13 protein-coding genes are annotated in these 16,846 nt (G+C 41.6%); 11 read left to right on the forward strand and 2 right to left on the reverse strand.

All coding sequences use genetic code 11. The features are described from left to right. Nucleotides 1-74 precede the first annotated feature (74 nt). Entirely contained in the window at nucleotides 75-935 is an 861-nt protein-coding gene (locus ABI367_RS10490) for a transglutaminase family protein (RefSeq protein ID WP_462231246.1), read from the reverse strand. A 42-nt stretch (nucleotides 936-977) separates the two neighbouring features. On the opposite strand from ABI367_RS10490, the gene ABI367_RS10495 reads away from it, so the two are divergent. After that, nucleotides 978-1,763: an O-methyltransferase gene (locus ABI367_RS10495; RefSeq protein ID WP_462231248.1), complete on the forward strand. Its 786-nt coding sequence runs from the start codon at nucleotides 978-980 to the stop codon at nucleotides 1,761-1,763. A 70-nt stretch (nucleotides 1,764-1,833) separates the two neighbouring features. On the opposite strand, the gene ABI367_RS10500 is transcribed toward ABI367_RS10495, so the two are convergent. After that, entirely contained in the window at nucleotides 1,834-2,967 is a 1,134-nt protein-coding gene (locus ABI367_RS10500; protein ID WP_462231250.1) for a BamA/TamA family outer membrane protein, read from the reverse strand. Between the two features lie 113 nt (nucleotides 2,968-3,080). On the opposite strand from ABI367_RS10500, the gene ABI367_RS10505 reads away from it, so the two are divergent. From ABI367_RS10505 to ABI367_RS10550, 10 genes are all read left to right on the forward strand, one after another. Continuing rightward, the gene (locus ABI367_RS10505) at nucleotides 3,081-4,061 is read left to right on the forward strand and encodes a deoxyhypusine synthase family protein (RefSeq protein WP_462231252.1); all 981 of its coding nucleotides are present in this window, start codon (nucleotides 3,081-3,083) and stop codon (nucleotides 4,059-4,061) included. Between the two features lie 339 nt (nucleotides 4,062-4,400). After that, the gene (locus tag ABI367_RS10510) at nucleotides 4,401-5,693 is read left to right on the forward strand and encodes a c-type cytochrome (protein ID WP_462231254.1); all 1,293 of its coding nucleotides are present in this window, start codon (nucleotides 4,401-4,403) and stop codon (nucleotides 5,691-5,693) included. Between the two features lie 44 nt (nucleotides 5,694-5,737). Further along, nucleotides 5,738-8,776, forward strand: coding sequence for a TAT-variant-translocated molybdopterin oxidoreductase (locus ABI367_RS10515; protein ID WP_462231256.1), 3,039 nt, complete (start codon nucleotides 5,738-5,740; stop codon nucleotides 8,774-8,776). Nucleotides 8,777-8,804: 28 nt separating this feature from the next. After that, a complete protein-coding gene (nrfD, locus tag ABI367_RS10520; protein WP_462231258.1) occupies nucleotides 8,805-10,277 on the forward strand; it encodes an NrfD/PsrC family molybdoenzyme membrane anchor subunit in 1,473 nt (490 codons plus the stop codon). 5 nt (nucleotides 10,278-10,282) lie between these two features. Beyond that, nucleotides 10,283-10,819 (forward strand): DUF3341 domain-containing protein, encoded by a 537-nt coding sequence (locus ABI367_RS10525; RefSeq protein WP_462231260.1) that lies wholly within the window; start codon nucleotides 10,283-10,285, stop codon nucleotides 10,817-10,819. After that, nucleotides 10,803-11,387 (forward strand): c-type cytochrome, encoded by a 585-nt coding sequence (locus tag ABI367_RS10530; RefSeq protein WP_462231262.1) that lies wholly within the window; start codon nucleotides 10,803-10,805, stop codon nucleotides 11,385-11,387. Before ABI367_RS10525 ends, ABI367_RS10530 begins: the two co-directional genes overlap by 17 nt. Before the next feature lie 12 nt (nucleotides 11,388-11,399). Next, nucleotides 11,400-12,668: a quinol:cytochrome C oxidoreductase gene (locus ABI367_RS10535; RefSeq protein WP_462231264.1), complete on the forward strand. Its 1,269-nt coding sequence runs from the start codon at nucleotides 11,400-11,402 to the stop codon at nucleotides 12,666-12,668. 47 nt (nucleotides 12,669-12,715) lie between these two features. Beyond that, nucleotides 12,716-13,918, forward strand: coding sequence for a cytochrome c oxidase subunit II (locus tag ABI367_RS10540; protein WP_462231266.1), 1,203 nt, complete (start codon nucleotides 12,716-12,718; stop codon nucleotides 13,916-13,918). A 123-nt stretch (nucleotides 13,919-14,041) separates the two neighbouring features. Further along, entirely contained in the window at nucleotides 14,042-15,817 is a 1,776-nt protein-coding gene (locus ABI367_RS10545) for a cytochrome c oxidase subunit I (protein ID WP_462231271.1), read from the forward strand. A 144-nt stretch (nucleotides 15,818-15,961) separates the two neighbouring features. Next, nucleotides 15,962-16,846 (forward strand): COX15/CtaA family protein (locus tag ABI367_RS10550; protein WP_462231269.1); only part of this gene is annotated, 885 nt, incomplete at its 3' end.

Consider the following 16,846-nt stretch of genomic DNA (forward strand, 5'->3'; position numbering starts at 1 on the left):
TACCGTAAAGTAAACGGCAATTAATTACCCGCTAAAACAAATGTGACGAAACAGTAAAAATGTGGGACGAAAACTTATTCTTCCACTATCGCCAGCAACTCATTTAACTCAGCAACCTTTTCTGCCGAGCCTAAGTTCTCGTACGCGCTTATTAAATTACGTATTACCCGTTTAATAATTTCGGTATTTGAGCAGGGTTCATAAAACTGCTTGTCAAATTTTAGGTTAAGTTGCTTTAAAAACATATCTACATCCCTGCGGCCAAAAATAAGCCCCTTATTAAAAGCATTGATATAAAACAGGATGCCGCCTTCAAAATCGCTTTGCTGCGTTTCGTCAACATAAGCCAAAATAAAATACTTGGGCAGGTTTACGCCATAAACGGGTATATCCAGCTTTTGCGCTATGATGGAGTAAATAATAGCCAGCGATATCTGATTGCCCTTTTTGGTTTCCAACACCTGACTCAAATAGCTGTTTTGCGGATCAAGATGATTACTGGTATTGCCACTATAGCCATACAGGTGATAAAATACATGGTTAATGAGTTTTATTTGTTCGGAAGGGCTGGCCTCGTTCATCATTTGGATCCATATATCGCGCTTAATGGCCTCTATCTGGTTTATGAGTTTTTGCTCGTCAAGGTCGGGGTATTGGTAGCGGTTAATAATCAGCGCGCCCTGCAGCAAGTCAAAAGCGCCGCCATGCAGCCAAAGTTTCAGATCGTTTTTTACAATACCGAACTGAATTTCGTGCACCAGATTGGCAATGCGCTCTTGCTGTATCGCGTCAAAAGCTTGCTCAAAAGCACTTTCCAGGTGCTCAATAGCTTCGCTGCCGTATGACAACAATTTATCATGAACGTGGTTATATATCTCCTGGTCGGGGTCGTCCAGCAGGCGTATCAATGAATTTACTTCTGTTTGATTTATCATTCTTAATGCTAAAATACTAAACGTTTATATAATTTTACAACCATGTTAAATTTAAGGTTCGCTGCGGACTACCTTTTATATCGTTTAAAAGCCAAAACAAGGCACGGAACACACTCGCCATTTGTTTACAGGCTGGTTGATAAAGTTATCTACGATTTTAATGCCAAAAAAGTATATCCCGAAATTGAAAATATTCGATCCGGACTTTTAAAAGACGACCGCGTTATTACGTTGACCGATCTAGGCGCGGGCTCGCATGTAAATAATGATCGCCAAAAAAAAATAAGTATCCTAGCGGCCAACTCCCTTAAACCTCCAAAACTGGCACAACTGCTTTACCGTTTAGTGGCCGATTTGCAGCCCGAAAACATCATAGAATTAGGTACCTGTTTAGGCACAACCACCCTATATCTGCAAAAAGCCGCCCCTGCTGCCAAAGTATATACATTAGAGGGCTGTCCCGAAACCGCGCGCATTGCTAAAGAGAGTTTTAATAAAGCCGGGTTGTTCCATATTAACTTAACCACCGGCAACTTTGATAATACCCTGCCGGGGATAATTGAAAAATTGGATAAAGTTGATTTTGTGTTTGTAGATGGCAATCACCAAAAGCAAGCTACCCTAAACTATTTTGGATGGTGCCTGCCCAAAGTACACGAGGGCACACTGCTGATTTTTGATGATATATACTGGAGTGAAGGGATGAAAGAAGCCTGGGCCCAAATCAAGGCGCACCCCAAAGTTACCGTTACCATTGATTTATTTTGGATAGGGTTGGTGTACTTTAAAACTGATCAGGCTAAAGAGGATTTTGTTATTAGTATATAGTTCATGGTAAAATCTAACTATGAACTATGAACTATGAACTATGAACTATGATCCATGAACTATCAACTAACTAAAACGCCTGCCCCAACCCAATATAAAAGCCGCTTTGGCGTTGCTCGCCGGGGGCTTTTTGGCCCATGCCATAGTCAAGCCTCACGCTAAGTCCTTTTTCGATATCGAAAAAGTAACGCACGCCGCCGCCGTAATTAGGTTTAAGCGTATTGATATCAAAACTGGTATGAAAAACCTCGCCGGTACCTAAAAAACCTACTAAGCCAAAACGTTCATTGATACGGTAGCGCAGTTCGGTTTGTCCGGCTATATAGTTGCGGTCGCGGTAGCGGCCGCCGTAGTAACCGCGCATCATTTCGTCGCTGCCCATTTGGGGTAGTAAATAAAATGGCGAACGGCCGCCAACCAAACTTTGTTCCTGCACATCAAACGCCAAAACAAAAGTCTTGCTCAGGCTAAAAAATTGCGTGTACTCTATATTGAAAAATCCACCTTTATAGCTGTTGTTGCCAAATATGCCCTGCATGGCATTAAAATAGGCGTTTACCGATATGCCTTTCGTAGTATAGGTATTATTATTACGATTATCAAAAGTTAAGCTTGGGCCAATATAAGCAAAGGCACCACCGCTACGGTCTTCAACTAAATTGCTTGTGCTAAAAATGCCGGTAGTATTTTCAGGCTTGTAAGTATAGTTTAGGCCCCCTGCTACAAAACCTACGTATAAGTTTTTGGCCATTAATTTTTCAGCAGCGAGGGTTAGTTTATAACGCTTTTCGCCTACGTGGTCGGCATCTGCTTTGCGGGTGTTATTGCCTATACCATAAAAATCAGCCGGAAAATTGATATAGCCTATGGCAGCGCTATAATGATATTTGTTTTTTGACGTCCAGCGGCTGGTACTAAGGTTAAGGCGGTTTTGCCCTTTAGCCGTAATGGTAGCATAACCATATATATTGGATACCCGTGTTTCGTGGTTAATGGTATCGGTATAAAATGAATACAGTGCTGCGCCGCCAACTTCAACCCCTGTTTCGGGTGCCGAGGTAAGCACCGGCAACACTACAAAGCTGCCGCGTTTGCTGGTATCTTTTTCAAAATACATACGTCGGATAAACTTTGGGATAATTTTTTGCGCCTGCACGCTTTGTATGGCCGAGGTGATTAGGATCAGGGTCAGTATTTTTTTCATACGGAGATTATGTACGAAGATAAATTTTAAAGCATTGTTTGTAGAATTTAGAATTTAAAAATCCTCATTTCAGCAAAATACCTACTTTTGCGGTTGATTTAGATTTTAAGAAAATGAGCAACGCAAAAGGCCCGATATCCCAGTTTATTGAAAAAAATTACCTGCATTTTAACGCAGCAGCATTAATGGACGCGGCGAAAGGTTATGAAACACATCTGCTGGAAGGCGGCAAAATGATGGTTACCCTTGCAGGTGCCATGAGTACTGCCGAACTGGGTATATCATTGGCCGAAATGATACGTCAGGATAAAATAGCCATTATATCATGCACTGGCGCTAACCTGGAAGAGGATATTATGAACCTGGTTGCACATTCGCACTATAAAAGGGTACCTAACTACCGTGATCTTAGTCCGCAGGATGAGTGGGATTTGTTGGAGAACCATTACAACCGCGTAACAGATACCTGTATACCAGAAGAGGAAGCATTCCGCCGTTTGCAAAAGCATATCCATAAATTATGGAAGGATGCGGATAATGCCGGCGAGCGTTACTTTCCGCATGAGTATATGTACAAAATGTTGTTGAGCGGCGATTTGGAGCAGTACTATGAAATTGACCCAAAAAACTCCTGGATGCTGGCAGCTGCCGAAAAAAACCTGCCCATTGTAGTGCCGGGCTGGGAGGACAGTACCATGGGCAACATCTTTGCATCATACGTTATTAAAAACGAGATAAAGGCCGTTACCATGAAAAGCGGCATTGAGTATATGGCCTGGCTGGCTGATTGGTACGTTAAAAATTCATCAGGTAAGGGCATTGGGTTTTTCCAGATAGGCGGTGGTATAGCCGGCGATTTCCCGATTTGTGTAGTGCCCATGCTGTACCAGGATATGGAAATGCCCGAGATACCTTTCTGGAGTTATTTCTGCCAGATATCTGATTCAACTACGTCTTACGGCTCGTACTCGGGTGCTGTACCTAACGAGAAAATTACCTGGGGCAAACTGGATATTCATACTCCCAAATTTATCGTGGAGAGCGATGCCACTATTGTCGCGCCATTGATATTTGCCTGGATATTGGGGCAATAAAAATGATGTTCCTGGTGGTGGCGTTCGCAGATTAGTGAACGCCAGGAACAGTATGAACTCAATACCGATCATACAAAAATGAAGGACACTTGTTTATCCAAAAAATAACAGATTCGTAATTAATGATTTAATATGTTGCATATTTTATTGATTTTCAGGGAGGTTTTTCATTGATTTTCTATTTATTTAGAACGATTATAAATTATTTATTACTGTCATTTATTTGTCAGCGATACTGTAATAAATTATACTTTTGTGGCTGAAAATTGGGGGATAAAACACGTCTTTCGGCACTTTCAACAACTTTTATACAATAATTATTTAGCACATATACACTTTATGAGGAGTATCTCATTGATTCTTAAACAATTCTCAAGGTCGGTTTTGCTGCTTGCCTGTTTAGCTGTATGGGGATTTTCTGCCCGGGCGCAGGGCGACGCTGCAAAAGGCGAGGCCCTGTTTAAATCAAATGCCTGTAACGGCTGTCATAAAATTGACCAACGTTCGGTAGGCCCGGCTTTAGGACCCATCATGGCATCAGAAACTGATGACAAATGGTTAACACACTGGATACGTAACAACCAGGAGCTAATTGGCGCTAAGGACCCTAAAGCGTTAAAAATTTACAACGAGTTTAACCAAACAGGCATGCCTGTGTTTACGCAGCTACCTGAAGGTGATGTTGCAGACATAATAGCCTATGTGCGTGCCGACTGGAAAAAAATGGGAGCTGCTAATGCTGGTCCTGCCGCCGGCGGTGCAGTTGCCGCGGTTGATGCCGGCCCAAGCAACCTGGTTATTTTAGGTCTTATTGGTGTTATAATAATAGCCTTTATTGTTATACTGGTACTTAACAGGGTTATTAGTACGCTTGAGCGCCTGCTGGTAAAAAACAAAAATATAATTGTTGAAGACGAAGAGGTTGTTGAAACCGAAAAGGTTGACAAATATGCCGGCATCAAAAAAATGGCGAAGAATAAGAAATTTGTATTCTTTGTTATTTTATGCGGTACAGTTGCTATGGGAAGCTGGACATGGGTTACCTTATGGAACACCAACGTACATACAGGCTACCAGCCGGTACAACCTATCAAATACTCGCACGAGCTGCATGCCGGTATCATGAAAATTGATTGCCAGTATTGCCATAGTGGTGCATACAAGTCAAAAAATGCTTCTATACCATCATTGAACGTATGTATGAACTGTCATAAGTCTATTGATAGGACGATGACCCAGAAAGCACCGTCTCCGGAGATACATAAGATTTATGATGCGTTGGGTTATGATCCTGCAACACAAAAGTATGATGCAACCAAAGCTCATCCAATACAATGGGTGCGTGTACATAACCTGCCCGACTTTGCTTACTTTAACCACTCGCAACACGTAAAAGTGGGCGGTATTAAATGCCAGCAATGCCACGGCCCGGTTCAGACCATGAAAGAGGTTTATCAATACTCGCCGCTTACCATGAAATGGTGTATACAGTGCCACAAGCGTACTGACATTAACATGAAAGGTAACGCGTATTACGAGAAAATGATAGAGGTACATGACCTGATCAAAAAAGGCGGTAAAGTTACCGAAGCCATGATGGGTGGTATTGAATGCGGCAAGTGCCACTATTAATTAAAGAGAACTTAGCATTACAGTTTATATATTATATAGCTTAAATGGATAGCAATAAAAAATACTGGAAAGGTTTAGAGGAGCTAAACAAAACGCCGGAATTTGTTGAGAACAATAAAAACGAATTTGCCGAACCTATTCCTATCGAAGATGTTTTAAGTGGAAATGGATTGATGGGGAAAACCCCGCGCCGCGACTTTTTAAAGGCAGTTGGTTTTGGCGTTGGCGCCGTTACCCTGGCAGCTTGTCAAAAAGTACCGGTACATAAATCTATCCCTTACTTAATCAAACCCGAAGAGGTAACTCCGGGTATAGCCAACTACTACACCTCAACTTATGATGGTCATGCTATTTTGGTTAAAACCCGCGAAGGTAGGCCAATTAAGGTAGAAGGTAACCCTAAAGATATATTAAGCAAAGGTGGTTTAAGCGCACAGGCACAGGCATCAGTATTAGATCTGTATGATGTTACCCGCGTAAAAGGCCCGTCGCTTAATGGCAATGATGCAGATTGGAACGATGTTGACACCTTTGTAAAAAGCGAACTGGCAGCTATTGCGGCCCAAGGCAAACAAATACGTTTGGTTACCTCAACCGTACACAGTCCGTCAACATTGGCAGTAATTGCTGATTTTATAGCCAAATATCCTACTGCAAAGCATATCAATTATGATGCGGTATCCTATACAGGTATAATACAAGCTAACCAAAACAGTTTTGGTAAAGCGGTATTGCCTCACTATAATTTTGATAAAGCAGATATTATTGTAAGCTTCGGCGCTGATTTTCTGGGTAGCTGGATATCGCCAACCGAGTTTACCTCACAATACGTACAAAACCGTAACAATCAGTCGTTAAAAAATAAAAAGATGTCGCGCCATATCCAGTTTGAAACGGGTATGAGCTTAACCGGTACCAACGCTGATGTACGTATACCTGTTAAATCGTCAGAAGAAGGTATTGCTTTAGTAAATTTATACAATGCCATTGCGGGTACAACTTTACCGGGCAGTAAAAAATTAACTAACAACGCGGCCAACAGCGCTATTATCATTGCAGCAAAAGAGTTGCAGCAGGCTAAAGGCAAGGCGCTTGTAGTTAGTGGCTCAAATGATGTAGCTACACAGGTTTTGGTTAATGCTATTAACTCATTACTGGGCAGCTACGGTACTACTATTGATCTGGATAACTATTCAAACCAATATGCCGGTAACGATGCTGCGGTATCCGAGTTTTTAAATGAAGTAAAAAGCGGCCAGGTTGGCGCGGTATTATTTTTAAATGCTAACCCTGCGTACGATCTATATAACGCTGCGGAGTTTACTAATGCTTTAGCTAAGGTACGTCTTAAAGTATCATTTGCTGATCATAAAGACGAAACTGCTGCTATTTGTAATGTTATTGCACCAAACCACCATTACCTGGAATCATGGGGCGATGATAATATTATTGATGGTTACTATACCATTTTGCAGCCAACTATTAACCCGGTATATGATACCCGCCAGGCAGAGCATAGCTTATTAGTTTGGAGCGAAAGCACCACGCCTGATTATTATACTTATGTTAAAAATAACTGGAGTACCAACCTTTTAGCTAAAGGCGGCTTAAGTGGCCAAAGCGGCTGGGAAACTCTATTGCAAACTGGTTTTGTAAAAGCTGCTGCAAAACCTGCGGTTGGTTATACATTTACCCGCGATATAAACGCGGTTGCAGTTACCATTTTAGCGCAAAGCGATAAGATGGCTGCAAGCGATGGTAAAATGGAACTACACGTTTACCAAAGCCCTGCAATGCTTGATGGCAAACGCGCCAACAACCCATGGTTACAGGAGTTGCCTGATCCGGTATCAAAAGTTACCTGGGATAACTTTGCAGCTGTATCACAAACCGATATTAAAAAATTAAATCTTGCCGAAGGCGATGTGATAAGCATTGATGCCAACGGCTATACCATTGCTTTGCCGGTACTATTACAACCGGGCCAGGCCGAGGGCACCATATCAGTAGCGTTAGGTTACGGCCGTACAGCAGCCGGCCCGGTGGGCAATAATGTAGGTAAAAACGCTTATCCGTTCCGCCAGTTCATAAACGCTACGGTACAAAACAACAACATAGTTAAAGTAACCCCAACTGGCGATAACATAGAGTTGGCTCAAACCCAAACTCACCACTCGGTAGAGGGACGTAACATTATACGCGAAACTACTTTAAAAGATTATTTAAAAGATCCTTACTCAGAAAGCGGCAAAACCGAAGATCATAAAAGCTATGACTTATGGAACGAGTATGAGCGCCCTGCTTATAACTGGGTAATGGCTATTGACCTTAACGCCTGTACCGGTTGCGGTGCTTGTGTGGTTGCTTGTAGCGCCGAAAATAACGTACCTGTTGTTGGCCGCGACGAAGTTAGGCGCCGCCGCGAAATGCATTGGATACGTATTGACCGTTACTACAGTTTTAACAGCAACGGGAAAGAAGTAACTAAAGAAAGGGAAATGGCAAACCTGACTGACATGAACAACGTTTCGGTTGTGCACCAGCCTATGCTTTGCCAGCATTGCGACCACGCGCCTTGCGAAACGGTGTGCCCGGTATTAGCTACCGTTCACTCGTCAGAAGGGTTGAACCACATGGCCTATAACCGTTGCGTAGGTACCCGTTACTGCGCTAACAACTGCCCATACAAAGTGCGCCGCTTTAACTGGTTTAACTACTGGAACGATTCGCGCTTTGATAACTACCTGAATAACGAGCATACCCAACTGGTGTTAAATCCTGATGTTACTACACGTTTCCGTGGGGTAATGGAAAAATGCAGTATGTGTATACAACGTATACAGGCAGGTAAGCTAACAGCTAAAATGGAAAAACGTCCGCTTGCTGATGGCGATGTTAAAATGGCCTGCCAGCAAACCTGCCCGGCCAATGCTATCATCTTCGGTAATGCTAATGATCCGGAATCAGAAGTATCAAAAGCATTAAAAAGTGAAAGAACATATTACGTGCTTGAAGAATTGAACGTGAAACCCGGTATCGGTTATCAGGTTAAAGTTAGAAACGTAGAAGAATTAAGAGCTTAATCATTACACAGAGATTTAGAATTAAAATATGGCATCTCATAATGAATCAATAATAAGGGAACCGTTAATTACGGGAAATGACATCACGTATGCAAAAATTACCAATGATGTGCTTTCTCCTGTTGAGAACATGCCCAACAAAGCATGGTGGATAGGTTTTACCGTGGCCTCGTTAGGCGCACTGCTTTGGGTAGTGGCCGTTAGTTATACCTTTTGGTATGGTATAGGCTCGTGGGGGTTAAATAAAACAGTAGGCTGGGCCTGGGATATTACCGGTTTCGTATGGTGGGTAGGTATTGGTCACGCGGGTACGTTGATCTCGGCGGTATTATTACTGTTCCGTCAAAACTGGCGTAACTCTATTAACCGCTCGGCCGAGGCGATGACCATCTTCGCGGTAATTTGCGCCGCTACTTATGTAGTGGGCCACATGGGCCGCCCGTGGATGGCCGTTTATACCTTGCCGCTGCCTAACCAATACGGGTCGTTATGGGTTAACTTTAACTCGCCGCTGATATGGGACGTATTTGCCATATCAACTTACTTCTCGGTATCATTGGTATTTTGGTACACTGGTTTACTGCCTGATATTGCCAGTATCCGCGACCGCGCAACAGGCTTACGTCGCCGTATATATTCTATATGCTCTTTCGGCTGGACAGGCTCTGTAAAAACCTGGCAGCGTTTTGAAACCGTGTCAATAATTTTGGCGGGTGTGGCTACACCACTGGTACTATCTGTTCACACTATAGTATCAATGGACTTTGCAACATCATTAGAGCCAGGATGGCATACTACCATATTTCCTCCATACTTTGTTGCCGGTGCCATATTCTCGGGCTTTGCCATGGTGCAAACGCTTTTACTTATTACCCGTAAAGTGTTGGGATTGGAAAACTATATCACCATGTTCCACATCGAATCCATGAACAAGATCATTCTTGTAACCGGATCAATTGTTGGTGTGGCGTATTTAACTGAATTTTTTATTGCTTACTACTCAGGCGGCGAATATGAACAATATACTTTCCTTAACAGGTTTATCGGTCCGTACTGGTGGGCAGGTTGTATGATGTACGGTTGTAATATATTGATGACGCAGTTAATGTGGTTTAAAAAAGTGCGTACTAATATACCTATGGCATGGGTACTATCAATAGTAGTAAACATAGGTATGTGGTTTGAGCGTTTTGTAATTATAGTTACCTCGCTTCACCGCGATTATCTGCCTTCAAGCTGGGCCATGTTTTACCCAACCTGGGTTGATGTGAGCGTGTTTATAGGATCAATAGGTGTATTTTTTACTTTATTCCTGCTATTCCTACGGGTATTACCTTCTATAGCAATGGCCGAGGTGAAATTATTGGTGAAAGGATCAAGCGAGCAGGCTAAGAAAAAATTAATAGCCGAGGGCCATCTTGACCCTGCACAGGTTGAATACTATAAAGAATCATTAGCCAAGTTTGACAGTGTTGATATAGCAGAATACGAAAACGCATAAAGAAAATGAGCAGCACCAAATATATTTTAGGCCTTTTTGATGATCCTGATGATTTAATGCACGGGATTGATCAACTACAAAAAAACAGTGTACCTATTTATGATGTGTACACACCAATGCCTATACATGGCATTGAAGCAAAATTGGGTATTAAGGATTCGCGCTTAGGTTATGCAGCTTTTATGTTTGGCTGCCTGGGCGGTACGGTTATATTTAGCCTGGTGTACTATTTTCTGGTACATGACTGGCCCATGAACATTGGCGGCAAGCCACACTTTGCCGTTCCGGATTTTATCCCGGTAACTTTTGAATGGACCGTATTGTTTACCGCTTTTGGTATGACATTTACCTTTTTTTACGCAACGCACCTGTTTCCGGGACGTGCACCGAGGGTAATGGATTTCAGGGCAACAGACGACCGTTTTGTGATAGCTATTGATGCTAAAGGGAATATCCCGCATGATGATATCACTAATATATTAAAAGAAGCAGGAGCAGTAGAAATTAAGCATAACGACAGAAAATATGTTAGCTATGAATAAATTTAGAGTATTGGGTACAGCGGTTATTACCATTGTAGCATCGGTGGTTATTACATCATGCAAAGACAAAAGGAGTACCGGATGGGAGTATGCCCCCAATATGTATGAACACATCGCCTATGATCCGGATCAGAGAAATCCGAATTTTAAGGATGGAAAAACAGCACAGGTACCACCGGCCGGTACTATACCGGTAGGCTTTACCCCGTTTGATTATCCAAACACTAAAGAAGGTTATGAACAGGCAAGCGTGGAGGTTAAAAACGCATTAGCTTTAACTGAACAAAATTTGGCCGACGGTAAACAATTATTTACAGCTTTTTGCTCGCCATGCCATGGTGTTACCGGGCAGGGTGATGGTACCGTTGTAGCGCATGGTTTCCAGGCGCCGCCATCATATTCAACCGGACAGTCATCACGTGGAGGTGCCATGAAGGACCTAACCGATGGAAAAATATATCATACAATTACCTACGGTGTAAACAACATGGGATCGTACGCATCACAGTTATCACCAGAAGAACGCTGGAAAGTAGTTATGTATGTTCACCATTTACAAACATTATAAGAATTAGATTTAATGAAGACTCATAATAGTTTTGACGAACAATTTGAATTTACAGGAAATGTTAAAACCTGGAGCTTAATTGCTATTGTTATAGGTGTTGTAGCCATTGCATTAGGTATTTTGACAGGTAATGTTGAACGTACCTTTGCCAACATGTTGTTAATGGGTTATTATATAACCTGTGTATGCCTTTGCGGTGTGTTCTTTTGCGCTATACAATATGTGGCGCAGGCGGGTTGGTCTGCTTCTATACTGCGTATTCCGCATGCATTTATAAAAGTACTACCAATTGCGGCTACTATATTAGTGGTAATTGCTGTAGCCGGTTTAGCCATAACGCATCATGGTACAAGCGAAGAAGGAAAAGATGTAATTATGCCTTACTTATACAAAACGTGGGCAGCTAAAGGATTAACAACCCCCGGCAGCGAAAATTATGATGCTATAATTGCAGGTAAATCTGCATATTTAAATATTCCTTTCTTTCTTGCACGTGTGGTTGGTTTCCTGATAGCTTATATCATACTTGGCTTACTGCTTGTAAAATACTCAACTAACGAGGATAAAATAGGCGGAATGTTTAATTACGACAAAAGCTTTAAAATAGCGTGTATATTCCTGGTTATATTCGGTTTTACCTTACCGGTATTTGCTTTTGATATTATAATGTCATTAGATGCGCATTGGTTCTCAACCTTGTTTGGCTGGTATAATTTTGCCGCCATGTGGGTTAGTGGCCTTGCAGTAATTACGCTGGTAACCATCTACCTTAAAAATAAAGGTTATTTGCCATGGGTAAGTGTAAATCATTTACACAGCCTTGGACAGTTAATATTTGGTTTCTCAGTATTCTGGACCTATCTATGGTTCGCCCAGTTCCTGTTGATCTATTACGCTAACTTACCAGAGGAGGCCGCATATTTTTACAAACGCTGGGAGCCCGAATTTAAACCTTGGTTTTGGATTAACGTTGCAATAAACTTTGCAATGCCGTTATTATTATTAATGTCCCGCGATTCAAAACGTGCTATACCTATGTTAAAAGCAGTTTGTATCATATTAATAGTTGGTCATTGGCTTGATTATTTTATGATGATAATGCCTGGTACTGTAGGTCCGCAATCGCACTGGTACACTGAGTTTGGTTTGATTGAGTTAGGTGTGTTTTTAGGCTTTGCCGGTTTATTTACCTATTTGGTATTGAACGCGGTAAGCAGGTTCAAACTATTGGCACCTAAAAATCATCCGTTCATTGACGAGAGCTTACATCACCACATATAATTATTATTAAATTGCAACAAATACAAGAATACCAAACAAACAATACAATGGGATTCAAAAAACTTATAAACTATAAAAAATTAATTTCGCTTTTTGCGGTATTTGCTCTTTTAGGCACAAACCTGCTGATGGCTCAGGATGCTACGGCGCCCGCTACTACGGCCACAGCCACGTCCGCTGATGTCGCCAAACCAAGCGTATGGCTGGGTGTTGGGTACTACGTTTTGCTTTTTTTGGTATTATGTTTTGTAGTAGCCATTATTGGTAAAATACTAAAGGTATATGATCTTACCCAGCAAATGCAGAAAAAGAAGCCCATGAACTGGAACAATGTAATGGGTGCTATATGTATCATTTTTCTGATTGTAGGGTTAGGCGGTGCTTATTGGTCACTTACCGAGCAGGGCAGCATGTCATTGCCTGAAGCGGCTTCATTACATGGTGTTAAAATTGACGACATGTTTTTAACAACCACCATACTAACGCTTATTGTATTTTTTATAACGCAAATATTATTGTTCTCGTTCGCCTTTGTTTACAGGGGATCAGATAAACGCAGAGCTTACTTTTTGCCACATAACAACACCATTGAAAAAGTTTGGACCATAGCCCCGGCTATTGTATTAACCATATTGGTAGTATTTGGGTTTTTTACCTGGCAGGAAATTACTAACAGTACTGATGGTAAAGGCGAGTCATCAATAAATATTGAAGTGACCGGCCACCAGTTTGCATGGGAATTAAGATACCCGGGCAAAGACGGTAAGTTAGGGGCGCATAATTATAAACTATATAGTGGCAGCAACAAATTAGGTGTGGATTTTAAAGATAAAAACGCTTTTGACGATTTAACGGCCGATACCCTGGTAATGCCGGTAAACAGATCAATAAGGTTAAACATCGAAGCGCAGGATGTAATACATTCGGTTTATATGCCGCACTTTAGGGTGCAGCTAAATGCCGTACCGGGCTTACCTACCTATTTCAAATTTACACCTACCATAACTACAGATCAAATGCGGGCCAAACTGGATAACCCGAAATTTGAATACCTGCTTTATTGCAATAAAATATGCGGAATGAATCACTATAACATGCAAAAAGTGGTACGTGTAGTATCTGAGTCAGAATACAACGAGTGGATTGCAAAACAAAAACCTTATTTAACCGATGGGTTAAAAACGGAGTTAAAGCTTGCATCAGCACAGAAAAGTAATATATCAACAAACAGATTAGCGTTAAATAATTAATTAGCGAATATGTCAACATTAGCAGTTCAGGATCACGGGCACGAAGTAGCACACCACGAAGATGGCCACGGGCATCATCATGATACCTTCCTGACCAAATATATTTTTAGTCAGGATCATAAAATGATAGCCAAGCAATTCCTGATAACAGGTATTACTATGGCGTTCATAGCCATGTCATTGTCTATTTTATTCAGGATACAATTAGCCTACCCTGATAAGTCATTCCCTTTATTAGAAGTGCTTTTAGGTCACTTTGCTCCCGAAGGGCGTATAAGCCCCGACTTTTATATGTCCTTGGTAACTATACATGGTACCATCATGGTATTCTTTGTATTAACAGCGGGTTTAAGTGGTACATTTAGTAACCTGTTAATACCATTGCAAGTTGGCGCACGTGATATGGCATCGCCGTTTATGAATATGCTGTCATACTGGTTCTTCTTTATGGCCTGTACGGTTATGCTAAGCTCGTTTTTTGTACAAACAGGTCCTGCCAGTGGTGGCTGGACGGTTTATCCCCCATTATCGGCCCTGCCTAAAGCAATGCCTGGTTCAGGCGAGGGTATGACACTTTGGTTAATAAGCATGGTACTGTTTGTGGCATCATCATTAATGGGTGGTATTAACTATGTAAGTACCGTACTAAACATGCGTACAAAAGGTATGGACCTTTGGAAAATGCCGTTAACCATTTGGGCGTTCTTCTTAACCGCAATATTAGGTGTTTTGGCGTTCCCGGTATTGGTTGCCGGTGTTGTGCTGTTGATATTTGACCGCAGCTTTGGTACCAGCTTCTATCTTTCTGATATTGTGCTTGGTGGCCAGGTAATGCCTTTTGAAGGTGGCAGCCCTATATTGTTCCAGCACTTGTTCTGGTTCCTGGGTCACCCCGAGGTATATATCGTAATTATGCCGGCCATGGGTATCGCATCCGAGGTTATGTCTGTAAACTCACGTAAGCCAATTTTTGGTTATCATGCCATGGTTTACTCATTAATAGGTATTACCGTATTATCATTTATAGTATGGGGTCACCACATGTTTGTAACGGGTATGAATCCGTTTCTGGGTGGTGTGTTTATGATAACGACATTGATTATCGCGGTACCATCAGCAGTAAAAACTTTTAACTGGCTGGCTACGCTATGGCGTGGTAATATACGGTTTACACCTGCTATGCTTTTTGCAATAGGCATGGTGTCTTTCTTTATCTCTGGTGGTTTAACCGGTATATTTTTAGGTAATGCCGCTTTGGATATTAACTTGCATGATACTTATTTTGTGGTAGCTCACTTCCACCTGGTAATGGGTTCGGCAGCTATTTTTGGTATGCTTTGCGGTGTTTACCACTGGTTCCCTAAAATGTTTGGTCGTTTAATGGACCAAAAATTAGGCTACCTGCACTTTTGGTTAACCTTTATAGGTGCTTACCTGGTGTTTTTCCCAATGCACTTTATGGGTTTAGATGGAGTACCACGTAGGTACTACGCATTTACTGAGTTTGAATCAATGAAACGTTGGTTATCAGTAAACATGTTTATTACCTGGGCCGCTATAGTATCAGGTTTGGCACAAATAGCATTCTTGTACAACTTTGTTACCTCTATTTTTTGGGGCGAACGTACTACACAAAACCCTTGGAACGCCAATACATTAGAGTGGACCGCACCAATTGAGCATTTGCACGGCAACTGGCCGGGCGAGATACCAACTGTATACCGCTGGCCGTATGATTATAGCAAGCCCGGAGCCGAGGAAGACTTTATACAACAAACTGTTCCATTTTCGCAAACTATGTCTTCAAACATGCCAAGTGATTTTGAAGATAATGCTGGTGCTCTTGAAGAACAACAGAAATGGACAAATGCACAAAAGGCTAACGAGCAGGTAAAATAATACCTTACTGTATCTGATCTTTTAGGGTATCTGTAATTAGTAGTAAGTTTTGAGTTTTAAGTTTTGAGTTGGTATAACTAAAACTCAATACTCAAAACTAAGCACTAAAAATGCAGATACCCTAAATTTTTAGAAGATATTGAGATGAGCAAAACAAAATCAAGGACAACGTTTCAAAAAATAAATTTACTGAGCATTGTTGTGCTTTTTGTTTTGATACTGGCAGGTGGTGTAGTGCGCAGCACAGGCTCGGGCATGGGTTGCCCCGACTGGCCGAGGTGTTTTACCCGTTTGGTGCCACCTACTGATGTATCACAATTACCTATAGATTACAAACAGAAATATGTTAACAGCCGTATAGCTAAAAACCTGCGATTTGCAAAAACACTCGACCTTTTTGGTTATACTGAGCTGGCCCGCCGCATACGCGAAGATAAATCGATATTAATACCCGAAGAATTTAACGCCGCCAAAACCTGGGTTGAATACGTAAACCGCTTAATAACAATTGTATCGGGCATATTTGTATTGCTTACCGTAGCTTACTCAATTAGCTATTGGACCATTAATAAACTGATACCAGTTTTAAGTATACTTAATTTAGTGGTGATAGGTTTCCAGGCGTGGTTAGGCTCAATAGTGGTATCAACCAATTTGGTGGCCTGGATAATTACGGTGCATTTAATACTGGCGCTGGTTATATTAGCTATTGCTATAACTACCTACCATTTAGCAAAGGTGCAGGGTAAGTATAAAATAACTGCCAAACCAATAGTACAGTTGGTTACCTTGCTGGCCCTGCTAATAAGCCTGGTACAGATAATTTTTGGCACCGAAGTACGCGAAAAGATAGATGCCGTATCCAGCAGGTTACAAGGCGGCTACCGCAACGATTGGATAAAAAATGCCGGCGAAATATTTATGCATCACCGAGATATTGCCATTGTGGTAATATTGGTCAATATAATTTTGTACCTGTTAATACGCAAGGGTTTTGGCAAACACTCTATACAGCAACAATTAATGAGC

The sequence above is a fragment of the Mucilaginibacter sp. genome (assembly GCF_039935595.1).
Taxonomy (GTDB): Bacteria; Bacteroidota; Bacteroidia; order Sphingobacteriales; family Sphingobacteriaceae; genus Mucilaginibacter.

What these genes read in the sequence shown, in the direction of transcription:
- ABI367_RS10505 (WP_462231252.1), top strand. Translation starts at nt 3,081, where the DNA reads ATGAGCAACGCAAAAGGCCCGATATCCCAGTTTATTGAAAAAAATTAC.
- ABI367_RS10525 (WP_462231260.1), top strand. Translation starts at nt 10,283, where the DNA reads ATGAGCAGCACCAAATATATTTTAGGCCTTTTTGATGATCCTGATGAT.
- ABI367_RS10515 (WP_462231256.1), top strand. Translation starts at nt 5,738, where the DNA reads ATGGATAGCAATAAAAAATACTGGAAAGGTTTAGAGGAGCTAAACAAA.
- ABI367_RS10495 (WP_462231248.1), top strand. Translation starts at nt 978, where the DNA reads ATGTTAAATTTAAGGTTCGCTGCGGACTACCTTTTATATCGTTTAAAA.
- ABI367_RS10530 (WP_462231262.1), top strand. Translation starts at nt 10,803, where the DNA reads ATGTTAGCTATGAATAAATTTAGAGTATTGGGTACAGCGGTTATTACC.
- ABI367_RS10545 (WP_462231271.1), top strand. Translation starts at nt 14,042, where the DNA reads ATGATAGCCAAGCAATTCCTGATAACAGGTATTACTATGGCGTTCATA.
- nrfD (WP_462231258.1), top strand. Translation starts at nt 8,805, where the DNA reads ATGGCATCTCATAATGAATCAATAATAAGGGAACCGTTAATTACGGGA.
- ABI367_RS10510 (WP_462231254.1), top strand. Translation starts at nt 4,401, where the DNA reads ATGAGGAGTATCTCATTGATTCTTAAACAATTCTCAAGGTCGGTTTTG.
- ABI367_RS10535 (WP_462231264.1), top strand. Translation starts at nt 11,400, where the DNA reads ATGAAGACTCATAATAGTTTTGACGAACAATTTGAATTTACAGGAAAT.
- ABI367_RS10540 (WP_462231266.1), top strand. Translation starts at nt 12,716, where the DNA reads ATGGGATTCAAAAAACTTATAAACTATAAAAAATTAATTTCGCTTTTT.
- ABI367_RS10500 (WP_462231250.1), bottom strand. Translation starts at nt 2,967, where the DNA reads ATGAAAAAAATACTGACCCTGATCCTAATCACCTCGGCCATACAAAGC.
- ABI367_RS10490 (WP_462231246.1), bottom strand. Translation starts at nt 935, where the DNA reads ATGATAAATCAAACAGAAGTAAATTCATTGATACGCCTGCTGGACGAC.